Genomic DNA, 17,883 nt, shown 5'->3' on the forward strand with positions numbered 1-17,883 from the left:
CTCAGCCCGACGCGGCGGGCCCGCGGTCGGCCAGGAACCGCTCCAGGACCTCCACCACCAGCTCGTGGTCCTGGAGTTGGGGGAGGCCCGAGACCGTCACCGCGCCGATGACGCCCACGCCCTCCACCGTGATGGGGAAGGAGCCGCCGTGGGCCGCGTAGGTGTCGGGGTCCAGGCGGGAGGACGCCTCGAACGTCGTGCCCTTGGCCCGGTGGCGGGCGCCCACCAGGTAGGAGGCGGAGCCGTAGCGTTCGACGACCCGGCGCTTGCGGGCGATCCAGGCGTCGTTGTCGGGGGCGGAGCCGGGCAGGGCGGCGTGGAAGAGCTGCTGGCCCGCGCGGTGGATGTCGACGGCGACGGGGGCCTGGCGCTCGCGCGCCGTCTCCACCAGCAGGGAGCCGAGCGCCCACGCGTCGTCGTACGTGAACCGCCGGAAGACCAGGCGGCGTTCCTGCGCCTCCAGCTCCTCCACGCTCGGGGTGGGTTCCGGGGTCTGCTTCGGGGCGGTCACAGCGTCACCGTCACCTTCTCCAGGGCCGAGCGCCGCGCGGCCTCCAGCACGTCCAGGGCGGCGGCCGCCTCCCGTGCGGTCACCGGGTTGGGTGCGCCCTCCAGCAGGGCCTTCGCCACGGCCGCGTAGTAGGCGGGGTAGTCACCCGGGAGGGTCGGCACGGGGTGTCCGCCGCCGGTCACCGGGGACTCCCCGGCACCGATGCGGCCCCACAGCTCCTCGGGTTCCATGCCCCAGCCGGTGCCGGGGCGCAGGCCGTCGCGCAGGGCGGCCTCCTGGGGGTCCAGGCCGTGCTTGACGTAGCCGGCCTTCGAGCCCAGGACGCGGAAGCGCGGGCCGAGCTGGGCCGTGGTCGCCGAGACGTAGAGGTGGGAGCGGACGCCGCCGGCGTGCGTCAGTGCGATGAACGTGTCGTCGTCGGTCTGCGCGCCGTCGCGCCGGATGTCCGCCTCGGCGTGGACGGCGGTCACCGGGCCGAAGAGGACCAGCGCCTGGTCGACGACATGGCTGCCGAGGTCGTAGAGCAGACCTCCGATCTCTGTGGGGTCGCCGGACTCCCGCCAGCCGCCCTTGAGCTGCGGGCGCCAGCGCTCGAAGCGGGACTCGAAGCGGTACACGTCGCCGAGTTCGCCCTCGTCGATCAGCTTGCGCAGGGTGAGGAAGTCGTTGTCCCAGCGGCGGTTCTGGAAGACGGAGAGGAGCAGGCCGCGCTCCTCGGCGAGGTCCGCCAGCTCGCGCGCCTCGGCCGCCGTGCCGGAGAGCGGCTTGTCGACGACGACCGGCAGACCGGCCTTCAGGGCGGTCGTGGCGAGCGGGACGTGCGTCTTGTTCGGGGACGCGACGACGATCAGGTCCAGTTCGCCGGCGCGGGCGAACAGCTCGTCCGGGGTCGCGGCGACGCGGACGTCCGGGAACCCGTCGCGGGCCTGTTGCTGCCGCTCGGGGTTCGAGGTGACCACCGTGTCGAGCGCGAGGCCCTCGGTCGCGGCGATCAGCGGGGCGTGGAACACGGAGCCCGCGAGGCCGTAGCCGACGAGGCCGACGCGGAGGGGAGTGCCAGTCATGCTCTCTACTTTCGCAACGCTGTTGCCAAAGTGCAAGCAGCGGAGAGAATGGCCGGGTGAACAGGACGAACGACGGCATCGGCGGGGCGCACGGGGCGTACGGGGCGCACGGGGCCCCGCTGGGGGTGAACCTGCTCGCCCTGCGCAGCCACAACACCGCGCTCGTGCTCGACCTGCTGCGGACCGCGGGAGCGGAGGGGATCAGCCGGCTGGAACTCGCCGAGCGGACCGGGCTCACCCCGCAGGCGGTCAGCAAGATCACGGCCCGGCTGCGGGCGGACGGGCTCGCGGCCGAGGCGGGGCGCCGGGCGTCCACGGGCGGCAAGCCGCGCACGGTACTGCGACTGGTCCCGGAGGCGGGGCACGCGGTGGGCGTTCACCTGGACCGGGACGAGGTGCGGGCGGTGCTGGTCGACCTGGACGGGACGGTGGTGGACCGGAGGCGGGCACCGCTGGACCTGGGCGCGGGGGAGGAGGCGGTACTGGCGCGGGTGGCCGGGGTCGTCGAGGCGCTCCGGGTACCGGGGGCGGACGGGGCGGACCGGGCTCCGCTCGGGGTGGCGGGCGGGGCGGGCCGGGCTCCGCTCGGCGTCGGGGTCGCGCTGCCCGGACCGCTCGACCACGAGAAGGGTGTGCTGCACCGGGTCACCGGCTTCCCCGAGTGGGACGGCTTCCCGCTCCGGGACGCGCTGGCACGGCGGCTCGGCGTGCCGGTGGTCGTCGACAAGGACACCAACGCGGCGGCGCTGGGGCTGGCGGTCGGCGGCGAGGGCGGCTCCTTCGCCTATCTGCACCTCGGTACGGGGCTGGGGGCGGGGCTGGTGATGGGCGGGAGCGTGTACCGGGGGGCCAGGACCGGCGCCGGTGAGTTCGGGCACCAGGTCATCCAGCTGGACGGGCGGCCGTGCACCTGCGGTGCTCGTGGGTGCGTCGAGGCGCTGTGCCTGGACGCTGTCGCCCGCGGCGATGTCGCCGAGGCGGCCAGGGTGCTGGGGGCGGGGGCGGCGAACCTCGTCGGGCTGCTCGACATCGATCTGGTGCTTCTCGGGGGGCGTACCGTGGCCGCCGCGCCCGAGGAGTTCGTGCGGGGGGTCGGTGCGGTTCTCGCCGCGCGGGCCCGGCGTGAGGGCGGGGGCGACGGGGGTGTGCCGGTGCGGGTCGCGCCCGGTGGGGTGCAGGGGGTCGCGGAGGGGGCGGCCCAGTTGCTCCTCGCCCCGCTGTTCGGCCGGGGCGATGCCTGACCGGGAGGCACCGCCCTCGTGCGGCTGACGGGCGCGGGTGTCGCTCGGCGGCGTTGCCCCCGGGTGCCTCCCAGGCCCTTACCGGCCGTTTCGGACTCGGTCTGCTCCGACTCGCTCGCGGCGACATCCGCCCGCGACGACTCCGGACGTCATGCCGAAACGATCAGCAGGCCACGAGAACGCCACGGCCCGCCCCTTCCGGAGACCGTGATCGACGCCGTCTCCGTGAACCACACGCGCACGGGGGCCGTTGTACGACCGATGCCCTCGAGAAACGACAGCTGGACGCGGCGGCCATGACCGCGCTTTCTCGGGCAACGACGGGAAGAGTACTCATGAAACTGACAGTCAAGACCGCGGTGGCAGGGGCAGTCCTCGCCTCCACCGCCGTACTGGCGGCTCCGGGAACCGCATCGGCCGATGAACCCGTGACCCGCTGTGAAGAAGGCCAGATCTGCCTCTACGACGGCCACAACCTCACCGGGAGCAACCTGCAGCTCCAGTACCGGGTGGACGTCCCCAACATCGGCTGGACGTGGAACGACCGGGCCAGCTCGGTGTGGAACCGCGGCGCGGGGTTCGTCTGCATCTACACCGATGCCGACTACCGGGGCTACCACTACACCATCGAGCCGGGTGAGAAGCAGGAACTCCTGTTCCTCTACGACAACGCGGTGTCCTCCCTCGAGTACGGCGGCTGCGGGGCCCCCTGAGCCGGCTGACCGACCGGACCCGCCGTCCGCCCGCGCTTCGGGGGTGGACGGCGGGATGCGGCCGGGTGGCGTCCCGCGTGGGACTCCGCCGCGAAGCCGGCGGTGGCCGCCGGACGACCTTCACGAGACACGCGCCGGCCTTCACCTCGGTCTCCTCCGACTCGCGTACGGCATCGTCTGCCTGCGACGACTCCGAACCCCATGCCGAAACGACCGGTCGAGGCGCTGGGGAAGGCACGACTGCCCGCAGTCATCTCCCCACCGCGCAGGCGTCCCCGTTCAGCATGAACCTCGGCGGTGGTGTCGCGTCGCCCTCGTGTTCCGCGAGGTAGCCCAGGGTGATGCTCGCGCCCGGTGCGATCACGGCGTTGTGGGTGGCGTCGGACGCCGTGATCACGTTGCTTCCCTGGGTCAGGTCCGTGTTCCAGTCGGAGACGACCGTCTGGCCCGGGGCCAGCGGGAATTCGAGCGTCCAGCCGTTCACCGGGGTGCCGCCGGTGTTGGTGACGGTGAGGTCGACCGTCATGCCGGTGCCCCAGGCCGTCACCGTACGGTCCACCCGGCAGGTGGGCTCCTCCCGCGAGAAGGACACCTTGTGCAGGCCGCCGGGCAGGTCGTTGACCACGTAGAACTCCCCGTCGACGGTCGTGCCGACCGACGTCACCTGCGTGGGCATCTCACCGATCTCGGCCTGCTCGTAGCCGCCCCGCCCGTCGGGCCGCAGCGCCCAGACCGTGGACGAGCAGTAGTCGGTGGCGATGTACGTGCCGCCCACCAGGTCGGCGTACTCCCGGCCCCGGTACACGTGCCCGCCGATGACCGAACAGCCGCCGGTGTAGGGGGAGTAGGTGAAGACCGGCTCGGTGTACTCCCCGCCGGGGCCGCAGTCCCCGCCCGTGAACCTCTCCAGGCCCTCGTAGCAGGACCAGCCGAGGTTCAGTCCGCCCCGGCCGGGGGCGAGGTGGTTGATCTCCTCCCAGCGGCCCTGGCCGACGTCGCCGATCCACATCGATCCGTCGGCCCGGTCGAAGGAGAACCGCCACGGGTTGCGCAGTCCGTACAGCCAGATCTCCGCGCGGGCGCCGGGCGTGTCCACGAAGGGGTTGTCGGAGGGGACGCAGTACGCGAGTGAGCCGCACGCGCGGCTCACGTCGATCCGCATGATCTTGCCCAGCAGGGTGTCCAGCCGCTGTCCGGAACGGAAGGGGTCCCCGGAGCCGCCGCCGTCGCCGATGCTCCAGTACAGGTCGCCGTCGGGGCCGAAGGCGAGCTGGCCGCCGTTGTGGTTGCTGTACTCGGCGTGCTCCTGGGAGAGCAGGGGCTCCAGGCGGGAGTCGTCGAGCCGGTAGCGGGCGAGGGTGACCGCGCCGTCGGGCAGCGCCGTGTACGCCAGGTACAGGTCCTGGCTGTCGGCGAAGTCGGGCGGGAGGGCGATGCCGAGCAGGCCGCGCTCGTTGCCGGACTCGTCGACGGACGGGGTGATGTCGATCAGCGGGGTCCGCTCCAGGCCGGTGTCCGGGTGGTAGACGCGGACGGTGCCGGACTTCTCGGTGATGAACAGCCGGTCCGTGCCGTCGTCGGGGGCGGCGATGGCGGTGGGCCGTCTCAGCCCGGAGGCGACCTGGGTGGTGGTCGCGCCGATCGAGGGCAGGGGGACGGCGGACGCGTCCTCCTTCTCCGCCGCCGCGGTGGCGGACGGGACGAGGGCCGACAGCACCGCGAGCAGGGCGCACAGAACGAATGCCGGACGGAGCCGCACCCTAAGGGCATGTATATGACAAGCCACGATCTCCTTCTTTCCGCGTGCTGTCGGCGGCCGATGAACGGGGCTGTGGGGGCGCGGGCGGTCGTGGGAGCGCTCCCGCCACCTCAGGCTGCGACGCACACGACACAGCGGCAACACATGTTCGCGCCACTTTCGCGCCGCCTGACGCGAACACCGTCCCCGCCCCGCCGCCACCGAACCGCCCGCCCACCCGCCGGCCGAGCCGTATCCGGCGTTCCCTCAAGATCCGGGTCTGTCTAGGCTGGGGCGCACGCAGGACCGCGCACGGCAGGAGATCCCGCACATGGCAGACCGCAAGCCGATCGAATCGTGGCTCACCGACATGGACGGGGTGCTGATCCACGAGGGCGTACCGATCCCCGGCGCCGACGCCTTCATCAAGAAGCTGCGCGACTCCGGGAAGCCCTTCCTGGTCCTCACCAACAACTCGATCTACACCCCGCGCGACCTGCACGCCCGGCTTCGCCGCATGGGCCTGGAGGTACCGATCGAGAACATCTGGACCTCCGCCCTCGCCACCGCCAAGTTCCTGGACGACCAACGCCCCAGCGGCTCGGCGTACGTCATCGGCGAGGCCGGTCTGACCACCGCGCTGCACGACATCGGCTACATCCTCACCGACCACGAGCCCGACTACGTGGTCCTCGGGGAGACCCGGACGTACTCCTTCGAGGCCATGACGAAGGCGGTCCGCCTGATCAACGACGGCGCCCGCTTCATCTGCACCAACCCCGACGAGACCGGCCCCTCCACCGAGGGCCCGCTCCCGGCGACCGGCGCGGTGGCCGCGCTCATCACCAAGGCGACCGGCAAGCAGCCCTACTTCGCGGGCAAGCCCAACCCGCTGATGATGCGCACCGGCCTCAACACCATCGGGGCCCACTCCGAGAGCAGCGCGATGATCGGCGACCGGATGGACACCGACGTGCTGGCCGGCATCGAGGCCGGGATGCAGACGTTCCTGGTGCTCACCGGGCTGACCCGGACCGAGCAGGTGGAGAACTGGCCGTACCGGCCGTCCAAGGTCGTGGACTCCATCGCGGACCTCGTCGATCTGATCTGACACCGACGTTCACCCGTACGGAGTAATCGCCGCGCTCGCGAGGATGCGGCCCCGGACCCCGCGCGGGACCCTCCAGATGTCTGGAGGTGCACGATGGGTTCCGACGAGGAACGCTGCCCGTCCGGCACCGGGCGGCTGCTCGCCGGTGTGGCCTGGGCGGTGCTGCTGCTCGGGCTGTGGCTGTGGGGCCGTGAGCGAAGTGACGTACCCGCCGGGATGTCCGGGACCGCCACCGGTGACATGGCGGCGGCCGGACGGCCTCCCCGGATCGAACTGCCGCCCGCGCACCGCCCCTTGACCGCCGCGGTGCCGCGGCGCCTCGACATCCCGGACCTGGGCCTCCACGTACCGGTGGTGGCCGACGGGTACGGCCGGCCGGACACGGTCGGCCGGCCCGCGGACGGGGTGACACCGGGGGAGCCCGGCACCGCGCTGCTGGTGGGGTCGGCCGCCCTCCGTTCCGTGGACGCGCTCGAACCCGGCCAGGAGATCCGGGTGACCCGCGCGGATGCCGCAGGGACCGCCGAGTTCACCGTGGAGGACGTCCGGGTCCTCTCCCACTCCCCCGAACGGTTCGACACCCGGCGGACCCCCGAGCCGCGCCGCGCGGGACGGGCCGAACTCCGGCTGGTCGCCTGCGCCGGGACCCCCGACCGGACCACCGGCGGCTGCACGGCCGACGTCGTCGTCTCGGCGTATCTGACCGCGACCGGACCCTGAGCACCGGTGCCCGTCCACCTGGCCGGTCCTCGACCGCGCGGGGTCCGGGCCGCGGGAGTGACCCGGCGACCGGTGCGGGAGGCCGCGGCGGTCCGTGGCGCGCACGACTCCGGAACGGAGGACGTGCCGGGCCCAGGGGCGGACCGACGCCGAGTCCGGCCCGGTCCCGGTCCGTGATCCCCGCAGGTGACCCCCGCCGGCGGCCTCGCCGCCGGCCCGTACGGCACGACCGGGAGCGCCTGTGCCACCACGCTGTAACAGCCGGCGGACAAGGTCGGGTTCGGCCTCGTGGGCGTCGCGGGACGTATGTCAGGATTGGGGCTCGGAGCACATGGAACAAGTGCACCCAAGGGGGGCTTGATGTACGGCAGCAGGGGGGTCGGGGCGTTCACCGGGGGGCGGGCGTCCGCGGTGGTGCTGGGGGCGGCGCTACTGATGACCGGGTGTTCGTCCTCGGACGACAAGGGGGGTGCGGACGCCGGCGCGGGGATCACCCAGCAGCCGAAGGAGTCCGACCCGTTCTGGGTCAACCCGGACGGCAACGCCGCACGGCAGGTCGCCCGACTGGTGGAGGACGGCAAGAAGTCGGAGGCCGACCGGATCCGCAGGATCGCCCAGCAGCCCGTCGCCGAGTGGATCAGCCCGGAGAACCCCGAGGAACAGGCCCGCGGCTTCACCGAGGGCGCGGAGAAGGCGGACCGCACCGCGCTGCTGGTCCTCTACAACATCCCGCACCGCGACTGCGGCCAGTACTCGCAGGGCGGCGCCGCCGACGGCGACACCTACCGCGACTTCGTCGACAGCGTCGCCAAGGGCATCGGCGACCGCCCGGCGACCGTGATCCTCGAACCCGACGCGGTACTGCACCTGGTGGACGGCTGCACCCCGGACGAGTTCCACGAGGAGCGCTACGACCTCCTCAAGGGCGCCGTCGCCAAGCTGAAGGGCCTGAAGAACACCAAGGTCTACCTGGACGCGGGCAACGCCGGCTGGGGCGAACCCGACCAGATCCACGAGCCGCTCAAGTGGGCCGGCGTCGACCAGGCCGACGGCTTCTCGGTGAACGTCTCCAACTACTACTCCACCGAGGAGTCCATCGCCTACGGCAAGCAGCTCTCCGCCAAGATCGGAGACAAGCACTTCGTCATCGACACCAGCCGCAACGGCAACGGGCCCTACACCGAGGGCGCGGCGGACGAACGCTGGTGCAACCCCCCCGGCCGGGCCCTCGGCGAAACCCCGACGACGAAGACGTCCGACCCCCTGGTCGACGCCTACCTGTGGGTGAAGCGCCCCGGAGAGTCGGACGGCGAGTGCAAGGGCGGCCCGAAGGCGGGCGAGTGGTGGCCGGAGTACGCCCTGAAACTGGCCGAAGGATCTGAGTAACGGCGAGTTCCCCGTGCCCAAGGGGCGCGGGGAACTGCGCGACCAGCCACGACGGACCTGCGGACGAAGAGACGGCCGAGCCGCGCAGCGCTACGGCACCTGCACCCACTGCGCCTTACTGGGCACACCCTCCCCGTCATTGACGAACAGCATGTACCACCCCGACTGAACCAGGTTCTTGTCCTCCGGCACCGTCACAGTGATCTTGTCCCCGTCCGCCTTGAAGTCCAACGCGATCGACCGCTGGTCCACATCAGTGACGTGCGTCGACGCACTCGGCCGGATCAGCCGCACGCTCTTGACCGACGCCGCGTCCGCGGAGGTGAACGTGCCGGACCCACCGCGTTCGACGGTCTTCGGCCCGCCCGACAGGTCGGGCTGCTCGTCGTCCCCGTACAGGTACGGCGGCGTGTAGATCTCGATGCGCTGTTCGAACTCGCCCGGCTTGGTGTTGGCCTTGTCGGCGTAGAGCGAGTCGGAGCCGAAGACCATCACGCGGCCGTCGGGCAGCAGGATCGAGCCCGAGTGGTAGTTGCGGCCCACCAGCGGGTCGGCGACCTGCCTGAACTCGTTCTTCTCCGTGTCGTAGATCCGCGCCTCGAGGATGTTGGAGTCGCCGCGGCCCCGGTAGTCCTCCGAGCCGCCCGTGACCAGCACCTCGTCGTTCGGCAGGACCGACGCCTGCGGATAGCGGGTGCCCTTGTCCAGTGACGGCCCGTCGACGAACTTAGGGTCGTCCGCCTTGAGGTCGACGATGCGGGTCTTCTCGCTGGAGAGCTGGGACTCGCCGACCCCGCCGCCGCCGATCACCATGTACTTCTCGTCCTGTGCCGGCGGCAGCAGCACCGTGCCGGACGTCTCCATCATGTTCGGGTCGCTCAGCCCGGGGATCTTCTCGAACTTGTTGGTCTCCACGTCCCAGACGCCCGGGTCGCGGCCCACGTCGTCCGGTCCGTAGCCGGCGTTGGAACCCGAGTAGAAGACCTTGCCGTTCTGCATCAGGAACAGCGCCGGGTACGTCGGGAACTGGCGGACCTTGTCGGTGTAGGTCCACTCCTTGGTCTCGGGGTCGTAGACCTCGTTCTTGCCCGGGACGAGCTGGCCGATGTCGTCGAGGCCGGAGACGCTGAGGATCCTGCCGTCGCTCAGGGTGGTGAGCGTCGGGTACCAGCGGGCCTCCTTCATCGGGTCGACCTTGATGTACTTCTCGGCGACCGGGTCGAACTCGTAGGCGTCCCGGATGCCCTGGAAGTCCTTCTTGTCCAGGGCGAGCTTCTCGGCGATGCCGTACGTGTTGCGCGCGTCGGCGCCGGACAGGCCCTGCACCTTGTAGTTGTCCTGGGTGCCGGTCTCGTACGTGGCGCCTTCCTTCTGCGCCTCGACGTAGATGCGGCCGACGCCCGGGGTGTTGCCCAGGAACTCGCCGGTCTCCGGATCGAAGTTCTTCTCGGCGCGCGGCACGAGCACCGGGTCCTTCGAGACGAAGGTCTTGCCGTTCTCCTTGCCGGTGAACTTCGTCCCGGCGGGCAGGGTGATCGGCTCGTCCGGGTTCTCGTTGTGGACGATCATCAGGCCGCCGGCCTTCTTCACGTCACCCTTGAGCTTCTCGTACCGCTTGGTGCCGCCCGCGATCAGCAGGTTGCCGTTGGCGAGCTGGGTGTGGCCGGTGCAGAACAGGTCGGTGGGCGTCGGCACCTTCTTGACGGTCTTCTTGACGGGGTCCCAGATCCGGGTGTCGTACTTCTTCGCGTCGAAGTTGTCCTGGTCGTTGCCCGACCCCGCGACGAGCAGCACCTTGCCGGTGCGCAGCAGCGCCGCGTGGATGGTGTTCTGCCGGTACTCCTCGGGGAACTCGACGATCTCCCACTTGCCGTTCTCGGCCTTGTACTCGGGCTGGTCGATCTTGTACTGGTGGTATTTCTCGGTGCTGAAGCGGTACAGCCACGGCCCGTTCATTCCGGCCAGCGCCAGCACCACCGCCGTGCCTATCGCGATCCGACGGGCGCGACGGCGGCCTGCACGGTCCTTCATTCCTTACGTCCCCCAAGTCCACCAAGGGCGATCTGCATGGTCTGGTCGTTCCCGGGGGCCGCGCCCCCGGTGTCCGCGGCGGGCCCACCGTGCGAGGCGGCCCACTGGGGCCGGTCCTGCGGGGCGTGCTGCTGCTGCGGCATCTGCGGCGGCAGGGCCTGCGTCCGGGGCTCCTGCCCGGCGTCCGGCTGCCCGCCCCCGGCGTGGGCGCCGGGCTTCTTCCGGTCCTGCCGCATGCCGTGCCGCCAGGCGAACATCGGCGCGGCGGTGATCAGCAGGGCGAAGGTCGCCCAGATCACCATCGCCGGGTGAGAGTGCCCGTAGACGAAGCCCGCGGTGATGGAACCGGCGAAGATCAGGATGAAGTACCAGTGGTACCGGAAGGTTCCGAACCAGGTGTCGGGGCTGGCCGAGTCACCCTTGGGCGTGACCACGAACTTGCTCTTCTTGCGCAGGACGGAGTCGATCAGCGCCTTCGCGTACAGCGGCGCCGACAGCGCGGACATCACCATGCCGGCCACACCGCCGGAGCCCTCCGGCTCGTGCGGCGAGACGTTGTGCCGGCGGTTCCAGACGTACAGGCCGATCTGCAGGGCGGAGGCGTTGCCGTAGAGCATCAGCCAGACCACCGGGTCGATGTTCACACCCGAGGCGCCCAGGCCCAGGAACAGCGCGCAGCTGATCGCCGCGAGGATCCAGTTCAGGGCCGACATCGGATAGAAGATGATCATCATCGTGTAGTTGAAGAGCTTGCTCGGCGGGAGCGAGTAGAAGCCCTTCCAGTACTGCCCGATGATCGTCTCGTACGTACCGCGCGACCAGCGCATCTGCTGGGTGAAGAAGTCGGTCCAGGCGTTGGGGCCCTCGCCGACCGCGAGCACGTCCGGGGTGTAGACCGAGCGCCACTTCTTCCCCGTCGCCGGGTTCTTGTGGCGGTGCATCTCGAAGCCGGTCGCCATGTCCTCGGTGATCGAGTCGTACAGACCGCCGATCTGCTTCAGCGCCTTGATGCGCACGGCGTTGGAGGTGCCCACGAACATCGGCGAGCCGTAGCGGTTGCCGGCGCGCTGGATCAGCGCGTGGAAGAGGAACTGCTGGGACTCGGCGGCCTTGGTGACGAAGTTGTCGTAGTTGCCGTACACCTGCGGGCCGATGACGAAGCCGACGTCCGGGTCGCGGAAGAAGCCGAGCATCCGCTCCAGGTAGTTCGGCAGCGGCACGTGGTCGGTGTCGACCGAGGCGAAGAAGTCGTAGTCGTCGCCGTGCGCGTCCAGCCAGGCGTTGTAGTTGCCGTGCTTGGTCTTCGCGCGGTGCGCGCCCTTCTTCTGGTTCCACTTCGCGACGCCCTTGCGGGAGAAGTGGTGCACGCCCAGGCGCGCGCAGACCTCCTTCACCTCCGGGTCGTCGCCCTCGTCGAGCAGCCAGACGTGCATCAGGCCCCGGTGGCGGATCCTGACGGCCGCCTCCAGGGTCTTCGTCACCATCTCCAGCGGCTCCTTGCCGGGCACGAAGGAGGTGAGGAAGGCGACCCGGGTGCCGGTCTCGGGCACCACCGGGATCGGATCGCGGGCGACCAGCGTGGCGTGCGCGTTCGACAGCACGTTCATACAGCGGAAGAACTCGATCAGACCGATCGAGACGAGCATGACGATGTCGAGGGCGGGCAGCCACTCGAACTCCACGTAGTCCCGCTCGGTCCAGTGGGAGGGCTGGAGCAGCCAGAACAGCAGCACCAGCGACAGCACCGGGGCGGCGGCCAGCATCAGCGCGATCCGGATGCGGTGCGGTTCCTGGCCGATCAGCGAGCGGTACTGCACCTTGTACGGTCTGTTCGGATCGGGCTGGGTGAGGGGGCCCGCGAGCCGGCTGTAGTGCTCGTAGTCGTATCTCGGCAGCGTCTTCCTGATCCGGCGGAACGCTCCCGTGTTCCAGTTCCGATGGCCGGGCACCCTGAGCTGGGTGGTCTGGGACGGGTCGTCGTCCCTCTGGGCGCCCGTCGGCGTCGACGTCATGAGTCATCCCCCCAACACGCGGCGGTCACCGCGTGCTTCGTCGCTTCCTTACGTGCGGTCCGGTCCCCCTCGACCGTCACGGACGTATCAGTGGTAGACCGCTGTCACCACGTCACCCACACCTTATAGACACGGCACAGCGCTGTTCCGGTTGCATGATGCCCCCCTCGGCACCACTTCATGAAGCGGGACCCCTCGCCCCGCATCACCAGCAACCGGTTTCTTGCCCCCCAACCGCCGCGAATCCGCAGCAAACCGAAGAACCCAGGTTCTACGGTGCCCATCATGATCGCAAGATATGAAACATGGTGTTCACCGGTCATACGGGATCATTGTGAACGGTGGGGGGAAGCCGTGGGGCCGATGTTGCATACGTGCGCCGAGTGTGCTGCGTTCAACGGTCGCGAGGCGGTATCCGGCCAAAAACCGACGGGCCCCTCGTCTGCACGAGGAGCCCGTCGGGTCGGTGCGCCGCCAGGGACTCGAACCCCGGACCCGCTGATTAAGAGTCAGCTGCTCTAACCAACTGAGCTAGCGGCGCGCGCTGACGGCGTAACTCTACAGGACCCCGGCGGGTGCTCCCGACCACCGGTGGCCGGGCGTGGGCCGTGGATCACCGCCGGTCCCGTCGCCCGTACATCATTCGGACCGTCAACATGCGCGTGCGGGGGACAGTTGCGAAACTGACCGTCGTGCACGGACGTGACGAAATCGACCGGGAGTGTGAGGGGAATCGCATGGAGTCTCCGGTATTCGAGGAAATCGATCCGGGGGACGACTGCGACTGCCCCGGCTGCGCGCACTGGCGACGCGTTCTGCCGCATTCCCGGACCGGCCGCTTTCCGGGCCATCCGGCGGCGGCGCACCGGACCGCTCTCGTCGCGGCCGTCGCGGCGTCGGCCGCGATCGCCGCGCCCGCGGTCGCCGTCCCCCAGGTCCAGCGGCCCACCGGTCCGGACGTTCCCGCAGGTGAAGAGCCGGGCACCCCGCAGGGGACGCGGGCTCCGCTGCACGGTCCCGGCGGTCAGGCGGCCCGGCCCGCGAGCCCCGCGCGGGTGCCCGCGACCACCCGCGCGGACATCGTCGAGCGGGCCCGGAACTGGGTCACCCGGAAGGTTCCGTACGGCGTGGGCTCCTACTGGTCCGACGGTTACCGGCAGGACTGTTCGGGTTATGTCTCGATGGCCTGGCGACTGCCCGGGAACGAATGGACCGGCAGCCTCGGGAAATACGCCGAGAGAATCACCAAGGACGAACTCCGGCCGGGCGACATGCTGCTGTTCCACAATGCGGCCGACCCGTACGGCGGATCACATGTGGTCCTTTTCGGCGGCTGGACGGACACCACCCGTTCCCAGTACGTCGCCTACGAACAGACCGCGCCGCACACCCGCCGGAAGACCACCCCGTACGCCTACTGGAACAACTCCGCGCGCTATGTCCCGTACCGCTACAAGGGGGTGACCGACGGCGTGGCGGGGGCGGGGGCGTCCCTCCCGACGGGCCGGATCCCGTTCCCCGGAGCGACGTATTTCGGCCCCGGCGCGGAGAACGAGTACGTCGCCGAGCTCGGCCGGATGCTCGCCGCCCGCGGTGCCGGACGCTTCTACCCCACTCCTTCCGGACCGCGCTGGACGGACGCGGACCGCAGGGCGACCCGGGCCTTCCAGGAGGCCCAGGGGTGGCGGGACGCGGCGGCGGACGGTCTGCCGGGCCCGCTGACCTGGGAGCTGCTGGTGACCGGCGGGGGCCGGGACGTCCAAAACGGAGGTTCCGCTTCCGTCGGCGCCGGCCCCTCGGCGGCATCCTCCTCGCACGGGGTGCCGGGCTATCCGGGCCGGGCGTCGTTCCGGCCGGGCGCCGTCAACGACCATGTCACGCGGCTCGGAAGACAACTGGTGAAGAAGGGGTTCGGCCGGTACTACACGAAGGGCCCGGGACCGCGCTGGAGCGAGGCCGACCGCCGCAATGTGGAGGCCTTCCAGCGGGCCCAGGGCTGGCGCGGCGGAGCGGCGGACGGCTTTCCTGGCCCGGAGACCTGGCGTCGGCTTTTCCTTTCATGACGTCCCATGACGTCCCATGACGTCCTACTTACGTTGCATGACGTCCCACGGCGTCCCTGGAAGTGACCGATGTGACGCATCTGGCGCGGAGGCTGGAGGCAGGCGTGACCACGACGACATCCCCCGTCCCCGAGAACGTTCCCGAACACATCCCCGAACGCGTTCCCGAGTCCGGGGGGCCGGTGGACGACGCCCCGGTGGGCGGCAGGTCGGTGGGCGTCGCGGTGGACGGTGGCCCCGGGGCCGGCAGGCCGGCGGGTGACGGCCCGGTGGGTGGTGGTCCGGCGGACGGCGGCTCGGCGGCCGTCCGGCCGGTCCGGCTGATCCACACCGAGTCCACCACCGAGATCCCCGTCCACCTGCTGTTCCGCGACGCCCCCGAGCCGGCGCCGGTGCGGCTGCGGCCGGCGGTCGTCGCCCGCCGGGCGGACGCGGACGGAAAGGTCCCCCAGGGGCAGGGGCAGGGGCAGGGGCAGGGGCAGGGCACGGGTACGGGTACGGGTACGGGAAAGCGGGTCCGGTCGGTCGTCCCGGAGGTCGACCCCGAGCTGGTGGAGCGGCCCGCGCGGGTGCTGCCCGGCCTCGCGGGGGTGCTCGCCGGGGTGTGCGGGGTGGCCGGCTGTGCGGTCACCTCGTGGTGGGCGGGCGTGCTGCCGCCGCTGGTGGCTCAGGCGCTCGGACCGGCGGCGCGTGCCGGTGCGGCGGGGCTCGGCCCCGCGCAGTGGGCGGCGTACGCGGGGGCCGGGGCGCTCGGCCTGGTCGGGTTCGGCGGGCTGGCCCGCGGGCGGACCGGGCGGGCCTGGGTGCTCGGCCTGTTCGGCCGTTACCGGGGGACCGTCCGGCGGACCGGGCTGATGTGGGTCAACCCGCTGCTGCTGCGCCGCCGGGTCGACGTACGGCTGCGGCACTGGCGCGGTGAGCCGGTGCGGGCGGCCGACCGCAGCGGGGTCGCGCTGCGGGTGGCCGTACTGGTGGTGTGGCGGGTGCGGGACACCGCGCGGGCGACGCTGGGCGTCGAGGACCACGAGGCGTACCTGCGCGCGTGCGTCGAGGCGGCGCTGGTGCGGGTGCCGGTGGCGGCGCCGGGCGCGGGCAAGGGCGCGGTGGAGGCGGCGCAGGACGCGCTGACCCGGCTGGTGGCGGCGGACACCGCACCGGTGGGGGTGGAGGTGTTCGCGGTGCGGCCGGTCCGGGTGGAGTACGCGCCCGAGGTGGCCGCCGCGATGCACCGGCGCCGGATCGCCGCGCTGGACGCCCAGCACCGGGCGAGCGTGCTCGGCTCGGTCGTGGACTCGGTGGAGGACACGGTGACCCGGCTGACCATGCGGGGGCTGGTGGAACTGGACGACTACGAACGCAAGGTGCTGGTGAAGGACCTGACGGTGGCGTTCTGCGCGGGACGGGGGGAGACGGGGCCGTGAACGGCGGGGGAACGGACCCTGCGATTGGTATGGACATGTTCAGTCCGCGCCCATAATCTCAGACTTGGTCTAGACCTACCTGCACGGCTCACGGAAACTCCCCCACGTTCACCAGGAGCAGCAGCATGCGCACAAGGACCAAGACGTACGCAGCCGCGGTGGGGCTGGCCACGACCGGAGCACTCGTGCTCTCCTCCGGTGGTGCCAGCGGCCACGGCTACACGGATCTGCCGGTCAGCCGGCAGAAGCTCTGTCAGAACGGCTCGGTGGCCAACTGCGGATCCATCCAGTGGGAGCCGCAGAGCGTCGAGGGCCCGAAGGGCTTCCCCGCCTCGGGTCCCGCCGACGGACGGCTCTGTTCCGCGGGCAACGCGCCGTTCGCCCAGCTCGACAGCCCGAAGACCCCCTCGGGGGGCGCCTGGCCCACGACCCGGGTGTCCGGCGGCCAGAACTACACCTTCCGGTGGCAGTTCACGGCGATGCACGCCACCACCGACTTCAAGTACTACGTCACCAAGCCGGGCTGGAACCAGAACCACGGGCTGTCCCGGTCCGACCTCAACCTCACCCCGTTCCTCACCGTGCCCTACAACGGACAGCGTCCGCCGCAGACCCTGTCGCACAGCGGCCGGCTGCCGTCCGGGCTCAGCGGGCACCACGTGATCCTCGCGGTGTGGACGGTCCATGACACGGGCAACGCGTTCTACGCCTGCTCGGACGTGACGTTCTGATCCCTGCACACGTCAAAGGGCCTCTCGCTCCCACGAGAGGCCCTTCCAGGTGCGCCGCCAGGGACTCGAACCCCGGACCCGCTGATTAAGAGTCAGCTGCTCTAACCAACTGAGCTAGCGGCGCATGACTCCCGCCGTCCGCTTTCGCGGGCGGCGACAGAGAAAATACTACCCGGTCCACGGGGGTGGTCCGTACCACCGCCCGGGCGCGCTAGATCGTCAGCGACAGCAGCACCGGGGCCGCGTTCCGGTTGAGCGTGTCGGCGGCCTGGCGCAGGCGGTGGGCGTGCGCGAGGGGCAGGGACAGCGCCAGACAGCCCACCGAGGAGCCGGCCGTGATCGGGACGGCCGCGCAGACCGTGCCGACCGCGTACTCCTGGAGGTCGAGGACCGGCACGGTGGGCGGCTGCGCCGCCAGCCGGGAGAGCAGCAGCGTGTCACTGGTGATGGTGCGCGAGGTGAGCCGGGCCATCCGGTGCCGGGCGAGGTGGTCGCGCCGGCCGTCGTGGTCGAGCTGGGTGAGCAGGCTCTTGCCCACCGCGGTGGCGTGCGCGGAGTGACGGAAGTCCACCCACTCGTTGACCTTCGGGGTGGCCGGGCCGTCGGCGTACTGGGTGACCTTGACCTCGCCGTCGACGTACCGGCTGAGGTAGACGGCGGCGCCCACCCGGTCGCGGAGCCGGTCCAGGGTGCGCTGGAGCTTCTCGCGCAGCGCCTCCTCGTGTCCCTCGGCGGCGCCCAGGCGGGCGAAGGCCACTCCGGTGACGTACGCGCCGTCGGTGATCTGCTCGACGTAGGCCTCGCGGCGCAGCATCCGCAGCAGCGTGGTCAGCCGCTCCGCGGTGAGGCCGGTCCCGCGGGCGATGTCGGTGTCGGTGACTCCTGTGGTGTGCCGCGCCACCGCCTCCAGGACGCGCAGCGCGTCCTGGACCGAGTGGTACGACGCGGTCGGCTCGTGCCTCAGCGCCACGGTTTCCCCCTGCGCTCGCTCTGAGGTCCTGTCGTCACATTCCCGTCGTCCGCCCGGAGGGCGGGAATGCGACGACAGGGCCTGGGGCCGCAATCCGGTCAGCGAATCGCTTCCACGATAGCCGTCGAACGGCCTCGGGGAAGCGGGGGTTGACAAGAACGCGGCCCCCTC

At 71.1% G+C, this 17,883-nt stretch carries 14 protein-coding genes and 2 tRNA genes; 8 read left to right on the forward strand and 8 right to left on the reverse strand.

The window, feature by feature from the left end:
• Position 1: 1 nt before the first annotated feature.
• Positions 2-511 (reverse strand): heme-degrading domain-containing protein, encoded by a 510-nt coding sequence (locus ACFV5H_RS18465; RefSeq protein WP_385052621.1) that lies wholly within the window; start codon positions 509-511, stop codon positions 2-4.
• On the reverse strand, positions 508-1,575 hold the full coding sequence (locus ACFV5H_RS18470; protein WP_385195826.1) for a Gfo/Idh/MocA family oxidoreductase: 1,068 nt from the start codon (positions 1,573-1,575) through the stop codon (positions 508-510). The genes ACFV5H_RS18465 and ACFV5H_RS18470 overlap by 4 nt, the downstream gene beginning before the upstream one ends.
• 56 nt (positions 1,576-1,631) lie before the next feature.
• Here ACFV5H_RS18470 and ACFV5H_RS18475 point away from each other — a divergent pair, with 56 nt between their 5' ends.
• Together ACFV5H_RS18475 and ACFV5H_RS18480 are read left to right on the forward strand one after the other, a co-directional pair.
• A complete protein-coding gene (locus tag ACFV5H_RS18475; protein WP_385195829.1) occupies positions 1,632-2,816 on the forward strand; it encodes an ROK family protein in 1,185 nt (394 codons plus the stop codon).
• A gap of 335 nt (positions 2,817-3,151) precedes the next feature.
• Positions 3,152-3,529, forward strand: coding sequence for a peptidase inhibitor family I36 protein (locus ACFV5H_RS18480; protein ID WP_385052613.1), 378 nt, complete (start codon positions 3,152-3,154; stop codon positions 3,527-3,529).
• A 250-nt stretch (positions 3,530-3,779) separates the two neighbouring features.
• On the opposite strand, the gene ACFV5H_RS18485 is transcribed toward ACFV5H_RS18480, so the two are convergent.
• Positions 3,780-5,288: a PQQ-dependent sugar dehydrogenase gene (locus ACFV5H_RS18485; protein ID WP_385195832.1), complete on the reverse strand. Its 1,509-nt coding sequence runs from the start codon at positions 5,286-5,288 to the stop codon at positions 3,780-3,782.
• A 310-nt stretch (positions 5,289-5,598) separates the two neighbouring features.
• Between ACFV5H_RS18485 and ACFV5H_RS18490 the strand changes: the two genes are divergently transcribed.
• The 3 genes from ACFV5H_RS18490 to ACFV5H_RS18500 all read left to right on the forward strand — a co-directional run bounded on the left by ACFV5H_RS18490 (position 5,599) and on the right by ACFV5H_RS18500 (position 8,484).
• Positions 5,599-6,378 carry an HAD-IIA family hydrolase gene (locus ACFV5H_RS18490; RefSeq protein WP_385052608.1) on the forward strand — a complete coding sequence of 260 codons (780 nt, stop codon included), beginning with the start codon at positions 5,599-5,601 and terminating at the stop codon, positions 6,376-6,378.
• Positions 6,379-6,471: 93 nt separating this feature from the next.
• Positions 6,472-7,098, forward strand: a complete 627-nt coding sequence (locus ACFV5H_RS18495; RefSeq protein ID WP_385195835.1) for a class F sortase — start codon at positions 6,472-6,474, stop codon at positions 7,096-7,098.
• 360 nt (positions 7,099-7,458) lie between these two features.
• Positions 7,459-8,484 carry a glycoside hydrolase family 6 protein gene (locus ACFV5H_RS18500; RefSeq protein WP_385052603.1) on the forward strand — a complete coding sequence of 342 codons (1,026 nt, stop codon included), beginning with the start codon at positions 7,459-7,461 and terminating at the stop codon, positions 8,482-8,484.
• A 90-nt stretch (positions 8,485-8,574) separates the two neighbouring features.
• On the opposite strand, the gene ACFV5H_RS18505 is transcribed toward ACFV5H_RS18500, so the two are convergent.
• The 3 genes from ACFV5H_RS18505 to ACFV5H_RS18515 all read right to left on the reverse strand — a co-directional run bounded on the left by ACFV5H_RS18505 (position 8,575) and on the right by ACFV5H_RS18515 (position 13,068).
• A complete protein-coding gene (locus ACFV5H_RS18505; protein WP_385052601.1) occupies positions 8,575-10,515 on the reverse strand; it encodes a galactose oxidase-like domain-containing protein in 1,941 nt (646 codons plus the stop codon).
• A complete protein-coding gene (locus tag ACFV5H_RS18510; protein ID WP_385052598.1) occupies positions 10,512-12,527 on the reverse strand; it encodes a glycosyltransferase family 2 protein in 2,016 nt (671 codons plus the stop codon). The genes ACFV5H_RS18505 and ACFV5H_RS18510 overlap by 4 nt, the downstream gene beginning before the upstream one ends.
• Before the next feature lie 467 nt (positions 12,528-12,994).
• A tRNA-Lys gene (locus ACFV5H_RS18515) sits at positions 12,995-13,068 on the reverse strand.
• Between the two features lie 196 nt (positions 13,069-13,264).
• Between ACFV5H_RS18515 and ACFV5H_RS18520 the strand changes: the two genes are divergently transcribed.
• The 3 genes from ACFV5H_RS18520 to ACFV5H_RS18530 all read left to right on the forward strand — a co-directional run bounded on the left by ACFV5H_RS18520 (position 13,265) and on the right by ACFV5H_RS18530 (position 16,742).
• On the forward strand, positions 13,265-14,590 hold the full coding sequence (locus ACFV5H_RS18520) for a peptidoglycan-binding protein (RefSeq protein WP_385195839.1): 1,326 nt from the start codon (positions 13,265-13,267) through the stop codon (positions 14,588-14,590).
• Positions 14,591-14,859: 269 nt separating this feature from the next.
• Positions 14,860-16,011, forward strand: coding sequence for an SPFH domain-containing protein (locus tag ACFV5H_RS18525; protein WP_385195905.1), 1,152 nt, complete (start codon positions 14,860-14,862; stop codon positions 16,009-16,011).
• A 125-nt stretch (positions 16,012-16,136) separates the two neighbouring features.
• A complete protein-coding gene (locus ACFV5H_RS18530; protein ID WP_385195841.1) occupies positions 16,137-16,742 on the forward strand; it encodes a lytic polysaccharide monooxygenase in 606 nt (201 codons plus the stop codon).
• Between the two features lie 50 nt (positions 16,743-16,792).
• Here ACFV5H_RS18530 and ACFV5H_RS18535 read toward each other — a convergent pair.
• Together ACFV5H_RS18535 and ACFV5H_RS18540 are read right to left on the reverse strand one after the other, a co-directional pair.
• Positions 16,793-16,866 (reverse strand) — tRNA-Lys (locus ACFV5H_RS18535).
• Positions 16,867-16,953: 87 nt separating this feature from the next.
• Complete coding sequence (locus ACFV5H_RS18540; RefSeq protein ID WP_385195844.1) at positions 16,954-17,712, reverse strand: IclR family transcriptional regulator; 759 nt, start codon at positions 17,710-17,712, stop codon at positions 16,954-16,956.
• Between the last annotated feature and the right edge of the window lie 171 nt (positions 17,713-17,883).

Origin of the sequence: Streptomyces sp. NPDC059787 (assembly GCF_042732315.1) — a bacterium.
Classification (GTDB): domain Bacteria; phylum Actinomycetota; class Actinomycetes; order Streptomycetales; family Streptomycetaceae; genus Streptomyces; species Streptomyces atrovirens.